Below are 18,859 nucleotides of genomic sequence, written 5' to 3' on the forward strand. Positions count from 1 at the left end.
AAAAATGCTTTTTTATGAGTTATTAGTAACTTATTAACATTTAGATTACATTTTTAATAAAAATATCGGCTGATTTACAACGATATATTAATTCACTCTAAAACTTATCAATACCAATATGTGTATTCTTAGTTGGTGAATAAAAAGTTAATAACCTATACGTTTATGCTTAAAAATAAGTTAAAATATTGCGTCGAATTACCATTTTAGCTTAGCTTTAAACATTCAAATAAAATTGTTCTATTTATTTAGACAAGTAGTTAACAATTATATCAACGTTGTTAACAAAGGAGTGGAAATAACACATTTTAATGAGAAAAGTAGATTTTTTGGTCATAGGATCAGGTATTGCCGGTTTGAGCTTTGCATTAAAGGCAGCTAAATATGGCAAAGTATTAATTGTTACTAAGTCTAACGAAGACGAATCTAATACTAAATATGCCCAGGGCGGAGTGGCTGTTGTTGTAGATAAAGATGATTCTTTTGAGAAGCATATTGAAGATACATTAATTGCCGGAGATGGTTTATGTGATAAACATATTGTAGAAGTAGTTGTGACTGAGGGTCCTCAGCGTATACAAGAGATCATCGACTATGGGACTAACTTTGATAAAGATGGTACCGGAGTGTATGATCTGGCCAAGGAAGGCGGGCATTCTGAACATCGTGTTCTACACTATAAAGATGTAACAGGCTATGAAATTGAAAGTGTGTTATTGAAGCAAATTCATCAGAATGAGAACATAGAGATATTAACACATTACTTCTGTTTGGAGTTAATTACTCAACATCACCTTGGGATACATGTTGATAAAGCCACTGAGGTTATTAACTGTTATGGGATATATGCCTTTAATACAGAGCTTAACGATGTGGAAAAGATATTAGCTAATGTGACTATCATGGCTTCTGGAGGTGCCGGACATATCTATTCCAGCACTACAAACCCGGTGATTGCTACTGGTGACGGAATGGCAATGGTTTATCGAGCTAAAGGAAAAGTAAGGAATATGGAATTTATTCAGTTCCATCCAACAGCTTTATATCATCCTGGGGAGTATCCTGCTTTTCTGATTTCTGAAGCTGTAAGGGGTTTTGGAGGTGTGCTTAGAAGAAAAAATGGTGAGGAGTTTATGTATGAGTATGATAAGCGTGGGTCTTTGGCGCCAAGGGATATAGTAGCAAGAGCTATTGATTCTGAGATGAAAAAATCGGGTGAGGATTTCGTTTATCTGGATATAACGGATAGAAAAAAGGCTGATATTTTGGCCCATTTTCCTAATATATATGCTAAATGTTTGTCTATAGGTATAGATATGACCAAAGATCTGATACCGGTTACTCCAGCGGCTCATTATATGTGTGGTGGGATATTGGTTGATGAGTTTGGAAGATCATCTATAAAGAATTTATATGCTTGTGGCGAAYGTTCTTCGACAGGCTTACATGGAGCCAACAGGTTGGCCTCTAATTCGTTATTGGAAGCTCCTGTGTTTGCTCATCGTATATTTGAACATGCTGTGGCTAATTTTATGAATAACGTGATTCCTGATAATATTCCTGAATGGAATGATCATGGGGTTACACAATCAAATGAAGACATATTAGTAACTCATAATTTAAGAGAAACTCAGAAATTAATGAGTGATTATGTTGGTATAGTTCGCTCTGATTTCAGGTTGGAAAGGGCCATGAGACGTTTGTATTTATTGCATCAGGAAACAGAGGATTTTTATAAAGGAAATAAGGTCTCTGTAAAACTTTGTGAGCTAAGAAATGTAATTCAGGTAGCGTTCATCGTTATAAAATCGGCTATGGCCAGAAAAGAGAGCAGAGGACTTCATTTTACTACTGATTATCCTAATCATTCAGAACAATTAACAGATACAATTTTTTAATTATGCCAGTTATATTACCAGTTAAAGATGTACATCCAAAGTGGGGTGACAATTGTTTTATTGCTCCTAATGCAACAATAGTTGGAGATGTGATTATGGGAAAAAATTGCTCTGTTYGGTTTAATGCCGTGATTAGRGGGGATGTAAATAAGATTACGATTGGTGATGACAGTAATATTCAGGATGGTGCTGTTATTCATGCTACTTACCTTAAAGCGGCCACCAGGATAGGAAATAGGGTATCTGTTGGTCATAATGCAATTGTACATGGATGTACGCTAAACAACCATATATTGGTGGGCATGGGCGCTATCATAATGGATAATGCAGTTGTTGAGGATTATACTATTATTGCTGCAGGAGCTGTTGTATTAGAGAATACGCACTGTGAAAGCGGATTTATTTATGCAGGTACACCTGCAAAAAAAATAAAGCCCATTACTGATGAGCAAAGGGCTTTATTAAATAAGTTACCGGACAATTATATCATGTATTCTGACTGGTTCAGATAGTTTATTCTTTTGGAATAGTAATTACCTCATTTCTTTCCCAATTAGGCCTGATTGATAACTCTTTAGGCTCATTCCATATTTTTTCGGGCTGTAATCCCAGGGCAACACTTCCTGTGTCCCAGACGCCGTTTTTATTGGTGTCGTAGGTTATTCTTATGAAATATTTTCCGCCTTTATAATTACTGAAAGTTACAGATGTATCTTGTTTTACAACTATTGTATTTACGATGCTTTTGTTGCCATCAATAATTTCCAGAATATAACTTTTTTGTTTTTCAGGAGGTACAATTTTTACTTTTAGTGTTCCGTAATCATCTTTCTTGCCAAGCTCAAGTGAAGTTTTTATTTCCTTGTTCTGAGCCTTAAAAATGGCTGTAAATGCGCCAGGAGCGAAGGTGATATCATACATGGTTTTTTGTTTCCACGGATACCTGAAATAGTAGGAGAGTTGGTCTAAACTGTCTTTAGTCAAGGTGAAGTTTTTGGTATCTACAGAGTCTTCCAGTAATGTTATTTTGCTTGCATCAAAGCTTTCTATTGGAAAATTGAAGGTAAATTTTAGGGTTCTGCCTGGTGGCAAAGCGCGGTTATCAAGATTATTTAATGCCGTTAATGATCTGGTATATGTTTCTTTTTTACCTCTGGTTAATGTTGCTGTTTGAAGCAATTTTCCGTTTTCTTTAATGCTTACTTTTGTTGAATCGAAGCTTAAATCTGTAAGCCAAACTTTTAGTGAATCGTTGTTCTTACTAAATTTAATTTTCTTTGAAGCATCTAAGGCGGGAGGATCCAGAATTATTGCTTCCGGCTTCTTTAGTTTTTGATTAAAAGTTAACAGTATACTTCCATCTGGATTCAKGCGTTTGTCAACGATTCTAAATACGGTAGCATCCTCTTTAAATACCTTTAAATTCATGCTATCCATATTCTTGGTTAAAACGATGGAATCCTTTAGAAAACCAATTTCGTCTGTCGCTTGCTGATAGATTTTATCACCACTTTTTTCTTTGAGGACGTATAATTTATAGGTATCGCTCCTTAAATTCTTTAAGCTGTAATTACCACTGCTATCTGTAAGGGTATAAATAGATGGCTTACCTTTTCCGAATAGTGTATCTCTATTTAGGGGCAGTATAAATGCAACGGCGTCTAACTCCGGTTCACCCGTTAATGAATTTGTTACTTTTCCTTTTATGCTCAATGAATCAAGTTTTGGACCTGTTGAAAATACATAGGTCAAATTTTTGACTACGTTAGATTCATTAACATCGGCAACAGACTTTCCAAAGTTTAAAGTATATGTTGTGTTTTTTTCGAGACTATCCGGAAAGGATATTTCTAATTTTTTTCCCTTCGTTTTTAGAACTGGAGGTTTAGGCATTTCAGGTGAAACAGAAAATTCTTTAAACTCATTCTGTAATTTGAAATACTCATCAAATTCTATAACAACTTTTTTGGATGTGAAATTTGTAGTCTCGTCTTTTGGTAGCATGCTTAAGACCTTAGGTGGGGTGGTGTCTCTGGGCCCACCCTGAGGTTGCTGAATACTTGCACAGCTGTAAATTAAAGAAACTATCAAAAATAGGATAGCGAAATTCCTTAAGAAGACTATGTTGTTGTTTTTAGCCATTTATATGAGTTGTATTGAATTTAAACCTGTTTTTAATAGATATCATTACTTTTTTCTAAAAGTGGTTTATATCGCTTTAAAATGAGCCTTATTTTTATCTATTATTTTAACACCTAAATTATTATTATCCAGTTAGTTATGTATTATTTGCTGATATGTACCATTAAAACGGATATGTCGGAAGGCGAAACACCTGAAATTCGGGACGCTTGTCCGAGCGTTCTTGGTTTTATTTTCAACAATTTCTCGCGAGCTTCTTTTGATAAAGATACTAATTGAGAATAGTCAAAATTTGGATTAATATCCTTGTCTTCCATCTTTTGCATTTTATTTACAATTTCCTGTTCCTTTTCAAAATAACTCTCATACTTGATTTTTATTTCAGCCTGCTCAATAGTTTCTTTATCAAACTGATCTAAAAATTCATTGAAGTTCGGACTAACAGTTCTAATATCATTTATTCCTACTTGCGGTCGGCTTAAAAGATTAAATACTTTAACGGTCTGATTTAACGCACTTGTTCCTAAATCTTGCAAGAGCGCATTTGCTTGATTCATATCAATTGCCTGTTTTTTGGAGAACTCTACAATTGCATCTGAATTAGCTACTTTTTGCTTAACGAGATCCAGACGTTCATCGTTTATCAGACCCAGACTGTGGCCAATAGGGGAGAGCCTGATATCTGCGTTATCTTGTCTAAGTAAGAGTCTGTGTTCCGCTCTGGATGTAAACATTCTGTATGGCTCTTCGGTGCCTTTAGTTACAAGATCATCAATTAAAACACCGATATATGATTCAGAGCGCTTCATGATGAGCTCATGTTTGTCTTTTACCTTCTGATGGGCATTGATTCCTGCTATAAAACCCTGACTAGCAGCTTCTTCGTATCCGGTTGTTCCGTTTATTTGGCCAGCAAAGAATAAATTGCTGATTAATTTGGTCTCTAGGGTTAAAGATAGTTGGGTAGGCGGGAAATAATCGTACTCAATGGCATAACCTGGCCTGAACATTTTGGCATTTTCAAATCCTGGAATCTTGGTTAGTGCTTTGTATTGTACATCCTCTGGTAGCGAGGTAGAGAATCCATTTACATATATTTCACAAGTATTCCAGCCTTCAGGCTCCACAAATATTTGATGTCTTTCACGTTCGGCAAACCTATTGATTTTGTCTTCAATGGAAGGACAGTATCTTGGACCAAGGCCTTTGATGCGACCAGTAAACATTGGTGATTTTTCAAAGCCTTCTTTTAAGGTCTCGTGCACTTCGGAGTTTGTATAGGTGATCCAGCAGCAACGTTGTTCGGTCGGTCTGGCTACGTTTGTGAAAGAGAATCTGCCCGGATTTTCGTCGCCCCATTGCTCTTCCATAACACTGTAGTTTAAGGATCTTCCATCTACTCGGGGAGGGGTGCCAGTTTTCATTCTGCCGGCTTCAAATCCTAACTCTGTAAGTTGTTCGGTAATTCCAGTTGCTGCWTTTTCTCCGGTGCGGCCGCCGCCAAATTTTTTCTCGCCAACATGGATAACGCCATTTAAAAATGTTCCATTTGTGAGTACTACAGACTTGCCTTTTATCTCGACACCTAAGGAAGTTTTAACTCCAACTACAGTATTGTTTTTAATGAGTAGGCTGCTTACCATATCTTGCCAAAAGTCAACATTTGGAGTACGCTCTAAAGCTAGTCGCCATTCTTCGGCAAATCTTTTGCGGTCATTTTGAGTTCTTGGACTCCACATCGCCGGACCTTTAGAAAGATTTAGCATTCTGAATTGAAGAGTTGTCTTGTCACTTATAATCCCGGAGTACCCGCCCAAAGCGTCGATCTCCCGAACTATTTGTCCTTTGGCTACTCCGCCCATTGCCGGGTTACAGCTCATCTGTGCAATGGTCTCCATGTTCATCGTGATCAATAGAACAGAGGAGCCAAGGTTTGCTGCTGCCGCTGCAGCTTCGCAACCTGCGTGTCCTGCACCGACAACAATTACATCATATTCATTAAACATAGCTTATATTTTGTATGTTCCACGTGAAACTCTGCGATGATTTTCCGGAGCGTTTCACGTGGAACGTGTTTGTAAAGTTATTAATTTATTTCTCTGAAAGCTCGAGCCATCTCTCCATTACAATGTCCATTTCGGTATTTAAGCTTTCGATAGACTTGGTTACGGTTTGAATTTCAATATAGTTTGAACTATCGATTTCTAACAATGATTGTGTTAGCCTTTCTACTTCTGTTTCAATTTGAGGAATCCTTGCTTCCAGATCTTCTAATTCTTTTTGCTCCTTGTAGCTTAATTTTTTTTGTGCCACTGGGGTAGGAGCGGGCGTTTGCGTTTCTTTCTTTTTTACTTCTGGTTTTTCTTTTGCAGCATCTAAACTTAATCTGTATTCCGAATAATTTCCATTGTAAATCGTCACTTCACCATTTCCCTCCATTATAAATAATTGCTCGCTCATTTTATCTAACAGATATCTATCGTGCGATACAAGTATTAGCACACCTGGAAAATTCTCAAGAAATTCTTCAAGAACATTTAAGGTGTCGATATCAAGATCATTTGTAGGCTCATCGAGAATTAAGAAATTTGGGTTTTGCATTAATACTTTCATCAGGTGCAATCGCTTCTTTTCTCCACCGCTTAGTTTCTCGACCATGCCATGTTGCTTCTTGGGCGGGAAGAGAAATAGCGTTAATAGTTGCGAGGCGGATATGGTTTGCCCGTCTGCCATTTTAATATATTCGGCATCAGATTTTACAATATCAATAACACGTTCTTTTTCATTGAAAGCTAAACCTCCTTGTTTATAGTAACCATAAACAGTTGTTTCTCCAGTCCCGACTTTTCCTTTTTCAGGTTTAAGAAATCCGGTAATAATATTTAGCAAAGTGGATTTTCCCGTTCCGTTTTTCCCGGCGAGACCAATTCTGTCGGCGCGTTTAAATGTATAACTGAAATCACTGATGATTTTTTTATCATCAAATGACTGCCCAATATGGTCTAGCTCAAGAATTTTGTTTCCCTGGCGTGACATTTTTACATTTAAAGTAATACTTTGATTGTCAGTTCGTTGCTTTGTTTTGCTATCTAAGTCGTAAAATGCGTCAATTCTTGCCTGAGATTTGGTGGTACGTGCTTGTGGCATCCTTCTCATCCACTCTAATTCTTTCTTTAAAAGATTTTTGTTCTTTTGAAAAGTACTCTCATCAGCAGCTTCTCTTTCAGATTTCTTTTCAAGGAAGTAGGCATAGTTGCCATTGTAGTTATATATTTTTCCTCTGTCTAGCTCAACGATCGTATTACATACATTGTCCAGAAAATAACGGTCGTGCGTAACCAATAGGATCGTTTTATTTCCAGATGTAAGTAATTTCTCTAACCATTCAATCGTATCTATGTCCAGATGATTCGTTGGCTCATCTAATACATAGATCTCAGGATCCTCAATAAGGAGTTTCGCCAGGGCCAAACGCTTTTTCTGTCCGCCAGAAAGTGTAGAAATTTGTTGTTGTAAATGAGTGATCCCCATCCGACTAAGAATGGTTTTTATCTCATGCTCATACTCCCAGGCGTTGTGTTCGCTTAATTCCTCATATAAGCGATTCAGTGTCCTTTCATCTGGATTGGGGTCTTCTATCAGCTCTTCGTATTCTTTGATAAGTTGTTGTTGCTTGTTTTCCAATGAAAATATGAAATCACTAATGGAGTGACCTTCAGTGAAAGATGGCTCCTGATCAAGAAATCCGATCTTTACGGATTTATTTTTTACAATTTTACCCTCAAGAGGAGAGAATCTTTCGGCAAGTAATTTTAATAGGGTACTCTTTCCGGCGCCATTTATTCCAACTAGCGCTACGCGCTGACCGGTTTGTATGCCCAGAGTTAAGTTTTTAAAAAGCCATTCATCGTGATAAGCATGGCCTAAGTTTTCGGCTGCAATTAGTGTGCTCAAAGTCTGTGTTTAACGAGATTATAGATAAGAAATTACTACAAAAGTAAGCAATAATTATTTGGTATATAGTTGGGCCTATTCAATATAGAGGATTTTGATCTTACAGTAACATAACTTGATTGTAACGAAAATGTTATAATAGCCTCCTCAAAATAAGAACAATGGTACTTTTGAAGATAAAAAGGGTTAAAAAACGGCTCTATTAGCGGGCGTTAGAAGCAATAACAACGGACAATCCAATACTTATGCTGTAAAAAAGCCAAGTCCCGGCAAAAAGCCTAAAAACAGCCAAATATTAAGGATTAGATAAAAGCGCAAGATAGTGGTCTTCGCGCGCAGTCATGAGTGTTTTTGCTGCTTTAGTTTTGTCCTTATATCCCAAAAGATGAAGTGCTCCGTGAATCATGACCCTACACAATTCCTGCTCAACGGTATGCTTAAATGTTGCCGCATTTTCCTTTATTCTTTCGATGCTGATAAATATGTCGCCCACAATCGTTTTAAGCTCTTCTGAGTTGTCAAAAGTAATTACATCAGTATATGTGTCATGATTAAGGTAATCCTGGTTTATACGCAGCAGATATTCGTCGGAGCAAAGTATAAAATTCAATTCCTTTAAAAGATATCCTTCTGCTGCAATGGCAGATTTGAGCCAATCCTTAATAACGGTCTTCTTTTTTATGGTATAATTGGTGTCTTCTGTAAAAAAATTAATGCTCGGTTTGCTCATCAGATCATAAATTATTGGGGCGAATTTAGCAATTTAAAGTACTCTGTTATTTTCTTTTTATAGAAGAAGTTTAAATCAGGAGGCAATTTCTGCAGCCATTCTGTTTCTGATTGCTGAAGTTTTTTAAATTTTTCGAGCATCTGTTTGTAAGAAGGGGGGAAATCTTTAGCGGCTTTTGCCTCTCTTTTAGCATCCTGATCTTGTTCTCGCTGCGCGTTCTCTGCATCAAGTAGTTTTGTAAGAATGGTTTTTTGACGATTAAGGGTTTCCTGTTCTATTTTTTTGTTAACTAACTCATTCTCAGTAGACTTCATGTCTTCTATCATTTGATTGAGGTTTCCGAGCCCATTTTTTCCGTCTTTATTTTGCTCCTGATTTATTTTCTGAAGTGCTTCTCTTATCATTTGTTGTTGCTGGGCCATTTTTGCAAACTCCTGGCTCATTTGCCCTTTTGGTACAGAGCCTCTATTCCCGTTCTTCTGAAGCTCATCGCGTGCCTTTTGCATGCTGTTGTTAAGCTGCTTTTGCATTTGCTGAAGTTGCTGCATGCTGCCTCCTTTTCCTTTTCCTTGCCCGCCTCCTTTGGTGTTTTTCTTCATATTCTGGAGCTGGTCCAGCGCTTCATTCAGCATTAAGGTTAGGTTGTTTACTGACGTCATGGTGTACTGCTGATTCCTGTTTGCCATGGCAGTGTTTCTTTCTCCAAGGTTTTCCAGGCTTTTATCAATATTGAAGTTAATCTTCTGCATTTCTTCATTAACAGCAGTTTCAATTTGTGGCACCCTTTTACTTAAAGAGAATAAACTATCGGCAATGGTTTTCATATTGTCTTTAATACTGCGTTGTTTCTGCACGTTCTGTGTATAAAGAGGGTCATTGCTATTCATTCCTTTTAGGTTCAGCATTACCTTTTCCTGATCAAAAGAGGTGTTCAGCAGGTTTTTTAATAACTGACGCAGCTCGGCAATACTCAGGTTACTTTCCATTTCAGCAGATTCCTGCTGCATCTGTTCCATTTGTTTAGCAACCTTTTCCATTTGTTCGGCCGCTTTCTGCTGACTTTTGGACGCATCTTTTTTATTGTTCTGATCTAGTTTGTTCTCGCTGTCCTTTTGTTGTTGTTTGATTTCGGATGTTTCTTTTTCAGGATTTTTAAATGGATTTGGACGCTCCATTTGCTGGTTTTTCTCATCTAGTTTCTCGAGTTCTTTTTTAATGTCGTCGAATTCAGAAGAGAGTTTTTTCTGTTCTTCCTTAAGCTTGTTGGGCCCAGAGTCTTTTTCTGCACTTTTTTGGGATAATTCTTTTTGCTCCTTAGCAAGGTCATTTAGCCTGTCTGTGTTGTTTTTTAAGTTTTGTTCGAATTCTAATTGCTTGTAAAGCTCTAATATCCTGTCAAGTTCATTCTTTAAAGACTTGTTGTCCATCTGCATTTTAGACAACTCAGTTTGAGTTTGATCCTTATTGTTCTCGTCCATTAGGTTTTGAAGCTTTTGAAGAAGCTCTTTKGTTTTTTCATTAAGAACATTGTTGAACAGGTCATCAATCTTCTTTTGTTTCTCCATTAATTCGTCTTTTAAAGCATTGTTCTCTTCTTTTTGGAGTGTGTTTTTTTCATTTAATGACTTGATTTCCTCAACTGCTTTTTCAAGTTGCTGCTGCTTATCCAGCAGTTGTTCTATCTGTTTTTTATCATCGAAAGAGAGTTGTTTCTTATCCAGCAGCGTTTCTCCAAGCTTTTTGCTGTCTTTTTCAACTTCGGAGGCCAGTTTGATGGTTTTTTCCATTTTCTGCTTCAGCTCTGTGTTTCCCTGGTTTATTTTTTCGGCAACCTGCTGTTGGGTGGGAACTTCAAATATCTTTATCGCTGATTTAGTCTTTTTAGCTCCGTTTACCGCATCATTATCTGCCACCTCAAAATAGTACTCTAGTGCTTGTCCGGGCTTTAGAGGCGTCTCGTTTAGATTCCATAGATAGAAAAATGCGTCTTCCTGTTGATTTTTCTTTATTGAAATGGATTTTGTGACAGTGCTTTTTAGGATACCATTTTCTTTGATATTGTATTGAAATTTTAAGGAACTAAATCCATGATCGTCTGATATATTCCCCGAAAAATATAAGGCCTTGCTACTAACAGAATCTGGGGTTTCTACTATTGAGATGTTAGGGAATTCATCCTTAATAATGGCTATTTGATGAGAGAGAGAGTCTTTGCTGTTTATAAAGCTGTTTTTAGGAGTAATTTGATATCCTGTATTTTCTTGTAGCTTTTTGGTAAAACTAAAGCTATTGCTACTAGAATTTAAAGCGTACTGCTTGCCCCCAATGATAAAGTTAAGCGCACTACTGTTCTCTGTGTTTAACAACCAGGTAACTATCGTTCCTTCAGGGATTAATAAATCACCTGCATTTTGGATGGTTTCTTCTTTTTTGTTTAGATATGCGGGGTATTGGAGTTTAGCTGTAATATTGAGTACGGAAGGACGGGGTTTAACCTCAATTGTATGAGAAATAGAGTTAAAGCCCCCGGCAGAGAACTGAATGTTTTTATTCTTTTGTAGGTTTTTGAATATATAGGTAAAGCGGTTGTTGCCTTCTTTTTCTAATTTATAGGTATTTGCTCCATCTGAAACATATACTTCCTGAGGGAGTTCGTTTCCTGTGGTTTTAAGTTTAAGCGTAAAGTCATCGCCCTGCGGAACCATTAGGCTTTTGTTTAACATCACAAAATCAAAAGGAGCTTTAGGGAGAATTTCTTTATTGTACTGAACAAAACTGCTAGTTCCTTCTCTTAATATGGCTGGTGCAATTATGCCAATTAGCAGGATAACAGAGAGAGGTATGAGGAAGTATTTAATGTGCTTTTTGTTGTCTTTTAGTTTGATTGCGCTTGCAAAAGGAACGGGTCTGAGTTCCATTATTTTCTGATCAATCCCTGCTAAAATCAATTGATTGTTGTTTGGATGCTGATTGGCAAGCGCCTGAAGCTGAAGGGTGTTTAGTAACTTATCTTTTACATTAAAAAAATGATCGCCAATTAATGTAGCCGCTTCTTCTATACTTAGATTCTTACTTAGTTTGAAGTAAGAAAGTGCTGGTTTTATAATGAGAAATGATATTACTGCTACAGAAAACACTATAAACGAAAAAAAAAGGAAGGTTTTAGTGCCTACACCAGGGTTTGTATAATAAACAAACAGAAAGAGGAAAAGATAACCCAGAAGTAGCAAGGCTGCTGCATAGATAGACCCCCGCACCAGCTTATTCAGATAAAACTTTTGCGTAAACTCATTAACTTTAGCTATTAAAATGGCGTAATTATTATTCATTAAAACAGTGGAATGGGTAATAAAGTTAAAAAATAACTTTAAGAAAACGTTTAGATAAACATTTAACGAGTATTTTTAGAAAAAGTATATTTATGAAATCATCAATTTTAGTCATTACCCTTATGGCTGTATTTACGAAAAGTTTTGATCCGGAGCCTAAAGCAATTGTTAAGGGAAGTTCATGGAATAATAATCCTGTTATTGCGCATCGTGGGGCATGGAAAAAGAATAATTTACCTGAAAACTCTATTGCCTCTCTAAAAGAAGCGATAAGATTGGGCTGTTATGGTTCTGAATTCGATGTTCATATGACTTCGGATAGCGTTTTGGTTATTAACCACGATCCGGACTTTTATGGGCTTCATATTGCGCAAGTAACGTATAAAGAGCTTTTGACTAAAAAACATCCAAATGGCGAAAATATTCCTACTCTGGAAGCGTATTTAAAAGAGGGAATAAAGCAGAAGAAAATGAAGTTGATTCTGGAGATAAAACCATCGAAAGCAGATCCGGAAAGAGATCAGAAATTAACTGACCGTGCAGTTGCAATGGTTAAGAAATTGAAAGCAAAAGAATGGGTTGATTACATTAGTTTTAGCTATGATGTTCTGAAGCGGGTTTTGGAATTGGACCCTAAGGCTAGGGTGGCTTATTTGAATGGAGATGCATCTTTAGATAAACTTAAAGCCGATGGATTTTATGGTGCGGATTATCACTACAGCGTTTACCAAAAAGGAGAGTGGTTTGCTAAGGCTAAAGAATTGGGTTTAACTATTAATGCGTGGACAGTTAATAATGCTGAGGACATGAAATGGCTGCTTAAGAATAAGGTGGAGTTTATAACTACAAACGAACCTGAATTGGCTTTCGAGACCATCAAAGCAACACAGACGGAGAATAAATAAAAGGCTATAAAACAAAAAAGCATCGCAGGTTATCTGCGATGCTGTACAATTTATGTTTTTAATAATCTAGATTACTTTAACATTAATCGCATTCAACCCTTTTTTACCGCTTTCAACATCGTATTCAACTTTGTCGTTTTCACGAATTTCATCGATAAGGCCTGTTGAATGTACAAAAATTTCGCTATCTCCGTTTGCTGGAATGATGAATCCGAAACCTTTAGTTACATTAAAAAATTTTACTGTTCCTTCTTGCATTGTATTATTTATTAAAAATTAAGTGTGCAATGTACATATTATTTTTTTATTAAAATGCAAGTGCTTTATATTTTGATTAATATAAAATGCGAAAAGCATCATTTATTGTCTTTTTTGCCCTGAACAACMAATTTAATTTCGCTAGAGTGGGGTATTCCAAGTGTTTTTCCCGGTGTAACCCTCAGTAGATTTTGAAGATAGACATTGATAATTGMTTCTAATGATTTCTTTCTTGCCTCTTTGTGTTCTGGCAAAACGTTTCCAAATGAAGTTAAATACATTTTGCCATTAGCATTTACAAGCACATTAAATGCGTATGCAAAGTCCTTGTAAGCCTTATCAATGTCGATACGATATTCCGGGAATAAATAATCGTAGGATTGTGTTCTGCCCATAAAGGGGTCAACGGTTGTGATTTTTTTTACTTTAATTAGCTTGCTTACCGGGGTAAACTCCACCGGCTGCCGGCCCGCGAACGCACTATCTAAATTTTTCGGGTTGCGATTTGATTTTGCAGAGAGCCATTGAACATAAAGTGTATCGGCTTTGGAGGGCTTTTGCAGCTCCTCTGCAGTTGTTTTTAATACATTTTTTATATAATTATCGGAATAGTAAGTTATGTTAACATCAGATCTGATGTCTTTCGAGATTTCCTTTTTTTGAAGATGAAGCCTTTGAAACACAAGGCTATCTTTGTTTACTTTTTTTATCCGGAAGTATTCATTTGCAAAATTATATACATCGCCATGATCAAACATGAGAAAAAAGGGCTGCATCTTTTTCTTTTGAGGACTATAAGCCATCACTGTATCGTTTGATTTAAACTGAATGATCCACGATGGTTCCTGCTGGAATCCCATTTCATTGAAAGAAAGGCCGTTGCTAAATCTACGCTTTACTTCCTGATATCTAATTCCAATGATTGAATCAAATGAAAGTTTTTTTACGACTTTTTTCTCCTCTTTAGGGCTGTTGCAGGCATAAGATGTAGTGAGTAAGATTAAGCTGAATAATAATTTAAAACGGGGTATCTTCGTCATATTTGTAAAAATAAATATTTATATCCGTTTCTTCAATTTTATAAGTTTGATAAGGAGCTCTCCATTTCTGTTTATGGAAAGGAAAATGCCCCTGCCATCTCCCGAGCGTAATGTTTTGGTAATGTCATTAAGGTTTAGGGTTTTGGCGCTAGAAAAATTGATGGATATAATCTCATCTCCTTCATGTATTCCTGCCAACTGGGCCGGAGAATTGGGTTCAATTCTGCTGATGAAATATCGCTTGTTTGGGTCTTCTTCTACATAGACTTCGATACCCGACATATCGTGTTCAAACGGCCGCTTGAAGGATTGATTCTGTTTGAGGTACATGATTTCATTTGCATAATCAAAAGTAACATTGAACCGACTTAATATGTCGGCTCCCAGATTCCCATTTCGATTTAAAATAAACGTTTTTGCCGCTACATCATCATAAATAGGATAGGAAGAAATGACATCCTTTAACACGAAGTTTCCTATCCTTATTTTGGGCACACGCCCAACATTTCCGCTAATTGGACCACTTAAACCAATTCCGAGATTTGCAGGAATTGAATTTGCAGGGACAGGGAAAGGTTTTTCGTTTAAGGTTTCAAGTGAAATGGCATGACTGGCACCATTATCAACAACAACTTTTGCGTTTATTATACCCAATTCTTTGGTGTCTAGCTCTACGTTGATATAGGGCTTGTTATTGATGATTTGCAATGGAACAATATCTCCTTTTATTTTCTTTTTAGTTCCCGGCAAGCTAAAGATTACTCTTTTAGAAGAGTAATTAATTTCGACTGTAAAGCTATTGAAGAAATAGTAACCCAAAAGGCCATAAATTCTGATGCCCATAAAATTTGAAAGACCTAAAATATCTGTTTTTAATATTGCCGTAGGGATGTAATCAATACTTGCTTTGCCTACTTTGGCTGAGAGCTCATTGGAAAGAAAAGCGTCGATTTCTATTCCTTTACCGAGACCGGTTATTTTAATAGGCCGAAGATCTTTGAGGTTTAAATCTTTAACAATTGTAGTATCTGTGATCACCAATGGTCCTACACCGGTATCAAGAATGAAGTTATACGGGCCTTTGTTGTTAATGTACAAGGGAATAATAATTAAATTCCGGATAAGGGTAAAATTGACAGCGCCTTTTGTACGAGAACCATGAAAACTAAATTGCTGGGCTTTTAGGGCATATGCCGAGCAAATTCCAATTATTATGGAAATCAGAATAACTTTTAAGAAAAAGAAATTAACGGCACGCATAAGCGAATTCATTGAACTAATTTAATAAATTAGTAGTCAGTATGTGTAGATCTGAATTTAAAATTAAAAGCTTATTTCTTTTATTGGTTGTCTGTGGGGGCTTTTTTTTAAGTGGGTGCTCCATTGACCGTCGTATGGCCAGAAAGGTGAATAGCCTTTTTAAACAGTCTGAGGGGCTAAAAAAACACTATGTTGGGTTTGCTTTATACGATATGTCTGCGGATAAAATGGTCTTTGAAAATAACGCTGATAAATATTTTACTCCGGCATCAAACACTAAATTATTTACTTTTTATGGGGGACTAAAAATGACCCCTGATTCAATTCCAGCCTTGCGGTATATTGAGCGTGGTGATTCCCTTATATTTTGGGGGACAGGAGATCCTTCTTTTTTACAAATCCAGTTAAAAGGAACGAAAGCTTTCGATTTTCTAAGAGCTACAAAAAAGAAACTCTTTTTTGCGCATGGAAGATACAAGGGGGATTTTTATGGAAAGGGTTGGCAATGGGATGATTACAATGATTATTATCAGGCAGAGATCAATGAGTTCCCGATTATGGGGAACCTGGTTGAAATTAATGAAGAGAAGGGTAAATTGAAGGTTTCGCCTACCTTGTTTGCTGATTGTGTAGGTCAGGATTCTTCAATAAAAGATACTTCTTTTCTTGTAAAGAGGGATTTCAATGAAAATAGATTTAATTATCCCTCAGTAGCTGTGCCTTTGGGATATAAGCAGGCCGTGCCATATAAAGTCAGTTTGCAAACAACATTAGCATTATTGTCGGATACGCTTGGAAAAAAGGTTGAATTAGTTAACATGAATATGCCCGCTAATGCATCAATGTTGTATTCTTTAAAATCGGATTCTGTTTTTAAAGAGATGCTGGTTCCAAGTGACAATTTTATTGCCGAACAGTTGCTCCTGGTATATTCAAATCAGATTGGCGAGCATTTGAGTGCAGAGGCGGCAATACAGCACATCGAAAAAACCTATTTAAAGGAGCTACAGGATAAACCCGTATGGATTGATGGTTCTGGCTTGTCAAGGTATAATTTATTCACCCCAAGGGATATTATTAAGCTTCTGGAGCTTATTTACAAAGAGGTGAATGATCAAAAGAGATTATTTGCGATGCTCCCGGCCGGTGGGAAGAGCGGAACCTTAAAAAATGCCTATCCTAAAACCAATGATCCCTTTGTTTTTGGCAAAACAGGAACGCTATCGAATGTTCACTGTCAGAGCGGTTATGTTGTGACCAAAAAAAACAAGATATATCTGTTCTCCTTTATGAATAATAATTTTGTTTCGTCTACAACCGGAGTGAGAAATGAGATGGGCAAAATTATAACCTACGTGCATGAAAACTTTTAGGTTATAGCTTTTCAAATGGAATATCCATGAGGGGATATTTTTTCCATCCAACGAAATCAAAATGCCACCATTCATTTGTTATTACACGGAATCCATAGGCTTGCATTGTTGTTATCAGTAATGTTCTGTTTTTTATTACTGGTGCTGGCAGGTTTGAGTAAGATGGTGAGGCTTGGGCCGCAAAACTGTCGTACGGTGTCGGCATTTGAAGTTCTTTTCCCGTTTTTAAATCGATAAGTGTTAGGTCTATGGCACAGCCCCGGTTGTGTTTAGATCCTTTTTTAGGGTTAGCGACAAAATTTTTGTCTTTAGCTTTTTGGTAGAAAGCAAGTGTAATGGTATATGGCCGATACGCATCGAAGATTTTTAAGCCGTAGCCTTTTTTGTTAAGGGCAAATTGTATCTTTTTTAGCTGTTCAACAACAGGCTTCCTTGCAAAAGCCCGGGCCTCTTTGTACATCACCTGATTCATGAAGTTGTTTTTGGTGGCGTACCTGATATCGAGCTTAATGTTCGGAATTGCTTTTTGGATTTCTATTAATTTATTCTTTGGGTCTTTAGCATAGGATGAGTGGTAATCTTCATATGAATTGACGACTTGTAAACCGTAAGGGTTGGCCTTAAGTTTTTGCGCTTTTGTGCATAACGGAAAAATGAAAAGCAGTAGCAGGTACAGGTATTTCCTCATGCCAGGAGCTATTGATTTGAGACCACAAGCAGTTCAATGTCCTTGTATGGAAGGTTATACATGTTAGCAAGGTCTTTGTTCGTTAAATGCCCCTGATAAATGTATAGCGCTTCTCTGATACCGGGCTTGCTCCAAACCACATTCATTAATCCGCCCATATCACCTATATCTACAAGAATTGGTGTAAATATATTTGTGAGGGCATATGACGCCGTGCGAGGCACCCGAGAAGCGATATTAGGAACGCAATAATGGATTACATCATGTTTCCTAAACACGGGGTCCTTATGATTGGTGACTTCTGAGGTTTCGAAACAACCACCCTGGTCTATGCTTACATCGATTACAACCGAATTGGGTTTCATTCGGGTTACGGTTTCTTCCATTACAATGCAGGGGCTTCTTCCGTGAGTTGCTCTGATGGCGCCAATAACAACATCGCAGGTAGTAATTGCTTTACCAAGGACTATAGGTTGCATTACAGAGGTGAATACCCGGCTTCCCAGGTTATTTTGAAGGCGTCTTAAGCGATAAATAGAACTGTCGAATACTTTTACCTCCGCGCCTAGCGCAAGGGCTGTACGCGCGGCATATTCTCCAACGGTTCCTGCGCCAAGAATTACAATCTCGGTTGGCGGAACGCCTGTAAAGCCCCCAAGCATCAATCCTTTTCCTCCTGTTACATTGCTGAGATATTCTGCAGCGATGAAAATAGAGGTTGCTCCAACAATTTCACTCATTGCACGTACTACGCTTAGAATATTTCCTTCATCTCTAAGGTTTTCAAAGCAAATGGCATTGATTTTCTTATTAAGAAGCGCTTTTAGATAGGTTTCTTTTAGTCCGCCCATTTGAAGCGCCGATATTAAAGTCTGTCCTTTATGCATGAGGGCAACCTCTTCTAAAGTTGGCGGGGCTATTTTAACCAGGATATCAGCATTAAATACATCCTTTTTATTAAAAGAGATAATCGCACCCTGTTCGCTATAGTCGTTATCTGAAAAATTTGAACCAACGCCAGCGCCGGTTTCAATTATAACTTTATGCCCATTGTTAACCAAGAGGGCAACCGATAAAGGAGTCAGTGCAATTCGGTTTTCCTGGAAAGAGATTTCTTTTGGAATGCCAATATACAAACTATTGCTTTTCTGACTGGTTTCTGACATTGTCTCTTTGGGTTGTAAAAGCCCTTTTTGAGCAATGGAGGCCATACCTTCGCGTAATCCTGTAGCCATATTTGTTTATGTGATATTTTAGCTTGAAATTAAGAAAAATAACCTAA

The 18,859-nt window shown here is 37.1% G+C and carries 14 protein-coding genes; 4 read left to right on the forward strand and 10 right to left on the reverse strand.

The window, feature by feature from the left end; all coding sequences use genetic code 11:
* The first annotated feature begins 311 nt into the window (after window positions 1-311).
* Together nadB and AC1DG9_RS00480 are read left to right on the forward strand one after the other, a co-directional pair.
* Window positions 312-1,898, forward strand: a complete 1,587-nt coding sequence (gene nadB / locus AC1DG9_RS00475; protein WP_477634211.1) for an L-aspartate oxidase — start codon at window positions 312-314, stop codon at window positions 1,896-1,898.
* Window positions 1,899-1,900: 2 nt separating this feature from the next.
* Complete coding sequence (locus AC1DG9_RS00480) at window positions 1,901-2,410, forward strand: gamma carbonic anhydrase family protein (RefSeq protein WP_477634212.1); 510 nt, start codon at window positions 1,901-1,903, stop codon at window positions 2,408-2,410.
* Window position 2,411: 1 nt separating this feature from the next.
* Here AC1DG9_RS00480 and AC1DG9_RS00485 read toward each other — a convergent pair whose 3' ends face one another.
* From AC1DG9_RS00485 to AC1DG9_RS00505, 5 genes are all read right to left on the reverse strand, one after another.
* Window positions 2,412-4,040, reverse strand: a complete 1,629-nt coding sequence (locus AC1DG9_RS00485) for an Ig-like domain-containing protein (RefSeq protein ID WP_477634213.1) — start codon at window positions 4,038-4,040, stop codon at window positions 2,412-2,414.
* A 143-nt stretch (window positions 4,041-4,183) separates the two neighbouring features.
* Window positions 4,184-6,046 carry a tRNA uridine-5-carboxymethylaminomethyl(34) synthesis enzyme MnmG gene (gene mnmG, locus AC1DG9_RS00490; protein ID WP_477634214.1) on the reverse strand — a complete coding sequence of 621 codons (1,863 nt, stop codon included), beginning with the start codon at window positions 6,044-6,046 and terminating at the stop codon, window positions 4,184-4,186.
* Between the two features lie 85 nt (window positions 6,047-6,131).
* Window positions 6,132-7,994: an ABC-F family ATP-binding cassette domain-containing protein gene (locus AC1DG9_RS00495; RefSeq protein ID WP_288881320.1), complete on the reverse strand. Its 1,863-nt coding sequence runs from the start codon at window positions 7,992-7,994 to the stop codon at window positions 6,132-6,134.
* Window positions 7,995-8,289: 295 nt separating this feature from the next.
* The gene (ybeY, locus tag AC1DG9_RS00500; RefSeq protein ID WP_172662336.1) at window positions 8,290-8,724 is read right to left on the reverse strand and encodes an rRNA maturation RNase YbeY; all 435 of its coding nucleotides are present in this window, start codon (window positions 8,722-8,724) and stop codon (window positions 8,290-8,292) included.
* An 11-nt stretch (window positions 8,725-8,735) separates the two neighbouring features.
* On the reverse strand, window positions 8,736-12,053 hold the full coding sequence (locus AC1DG9_RS00505; protein WP_337717069.1) for a hypothetical protein: 3,318 nt from the start codon (window positions 12,051-12,053) through the stop codon (window positions 8,736-8,738).
* 92 nt (window positions 12,054-12,145) lie between these two features.
* On the opposite strand from AC1DG9_RS00505, the gene AC1DG9_RS00510 reads away from it, so the two are divergent.
* Window positions 12,146-12,958 carry a glycerophosphodiester phosphodiesterase gene (locus tag AC1DG9_RS00510; protein ID WP_337717067.1) on the forward strand — a complete coding sequence of 271 codons (813 nt, stop codon included), beginning with the start codon at window positions 12,146-12,148 and terminating at the stop codon, window positions 12,956-12,958.
* Between the two features lie 66 nt (window positions 12,959-13,024).
* On the opposite strand, the gene AC1DG9_RS00515 is transcribed toward AC1DG9_RS00510, so the two are convergent.
* From AC1DG9_RS00515 to AC1DG9_RS00525, 3 genes are all read right to left on the reverse strand, one after another.
* Window positions 13,025-13,216: a cold-shock protein gene (locus AC1DG9_RS00515; RefSeq protein ID WP_008241764.1), complete on the reverse strand. Its 192-nt coding sequence runs from the start codon at window positions 13,214-13,216 to the stop codon at window positions 13,025-13,027.
* 98 nt (window positions 13,217-13,314) lie between these two features.
* Complete coding sequence (locus AC1DG9_RS00520) at window positions 13,315-14,256, reverse strand: hypothetical protein (RefSeq protein WP_477634215.1); 942 nt, start codon at window positions 14,254-14,256, stop codon at window positions 13,315-13,317.
* A gap of 18 nt (window positions 14,257-14,274) precedes the next feature.
* Window positions 14,275-15,528 (reverse strand): aspartyl protease family protein, encoded by a 1,254-nt coding sequence (locus AC1DG9_RS00525; RefSeq protein WP_172662333.1) that lies wholly within the window; start codon window positions 15,526-15,528, stop codon window positions 14,275-14,277.
* Window positions 15,529-15,650: 122 nt separating this feature from the next.
* Between AC1DG9_RS00525 and AC1DG9_RS00530 the strand changes: the two genes are divergently transcribed.
* On the forward strand, window positions 15,651-16,889 hold the full coding sequence (locus tag AC1DG9_RS00530; protein ID WP_337717065.1) for a D-alanyl-D-alanine carboxypeptidase: 1,239 nt from the start codon (window positions 15,651-15,653) through the stop codon (window positions 16,887-16,889).
* Between the two features lies 1 nt (window position 16,890).
* Here AC1DG9_RS00530 and AC1DG9_RS00535 read toward each other — a convergent pair whose 3' ends face one another.
* Window positions 16,891-17,577, reverse strand: coding sequence for a M15 family metallopeptidase (locus AC1DG9_RS00535; RefSeq protein WP_172662331.1), 687 nt, complete (start codon window positions 17,575-17,577; stop codon window positions 16,891-16,893).
* Between the two features lie 8 nt (window positions 17,578-17,585).
* Window positions 17,586-18,812 (reverse strand): alanine dehydrogenase, encoded by a 1,227-nt coding sequence (locus AC1DG9_RS00540; RefSeq protein WP_048908148.1) that lies wholly within the window; start codon window positions 18,810-18,812, stop codon window positions 17,586-17,588.
* Window positions 18,813-18,859 lie beyond the last annotated feature (47 nt).

The organism is Pedobacter sp. 05L430 (assembly GCF_056397585.1).

Coding starts and splice junctions, on each gene's coding strand:
- AC1DG9_RS00510 (WP_337717067.1), top strand. CDS start 12,146: ATGAAATCATCAATTTTAGTCATTACCCTTATGGCTGTATTTACGAAA.
- AC1DG9_RS00525 (WP_172662333.1), bottom strand. CDS start 15,528: ATGAATTCGCTTATGCGTGCCGTTAATTTCTTTTTCTTAAAAGTTATT.
- AC1DG9_RS00535 (WP_172662331.1), bottom strand. CDS start 17,577: ATGAGGAAATACCTGTACCTGCTACTGCTTTTCATTTTTCCGTTATGC.
- AC1DG9_RS00540 (WP_048908148.1), bottom strand. CDS start 18,812: ATGGCTACAGGATTACGCGAAGGTATGGCCTCCATTGCTCAAAAAGGG.
- ybeY (WP_172662336.1), bottom strand. CDS start 8,724: ATGAGCAAACCGAGCATTAATTTTTTTACAGAAGACACCAATTATACC.
- AC1DG9_RS00515 (WP_008241764.1), bottom strand. CDS start 13,216: ATGCAAGAAGGAACAGTAAAATTTTTTAATGTAACTAAAGGTTTCGGA.
- AC1DG9_RS00530 (WP_337717065.1), top strand. CDS start 15,651: ATGGCCAGAAAGGTGAATAGCCTTTTTAAACAGTCTGAGGGGCTAAAA.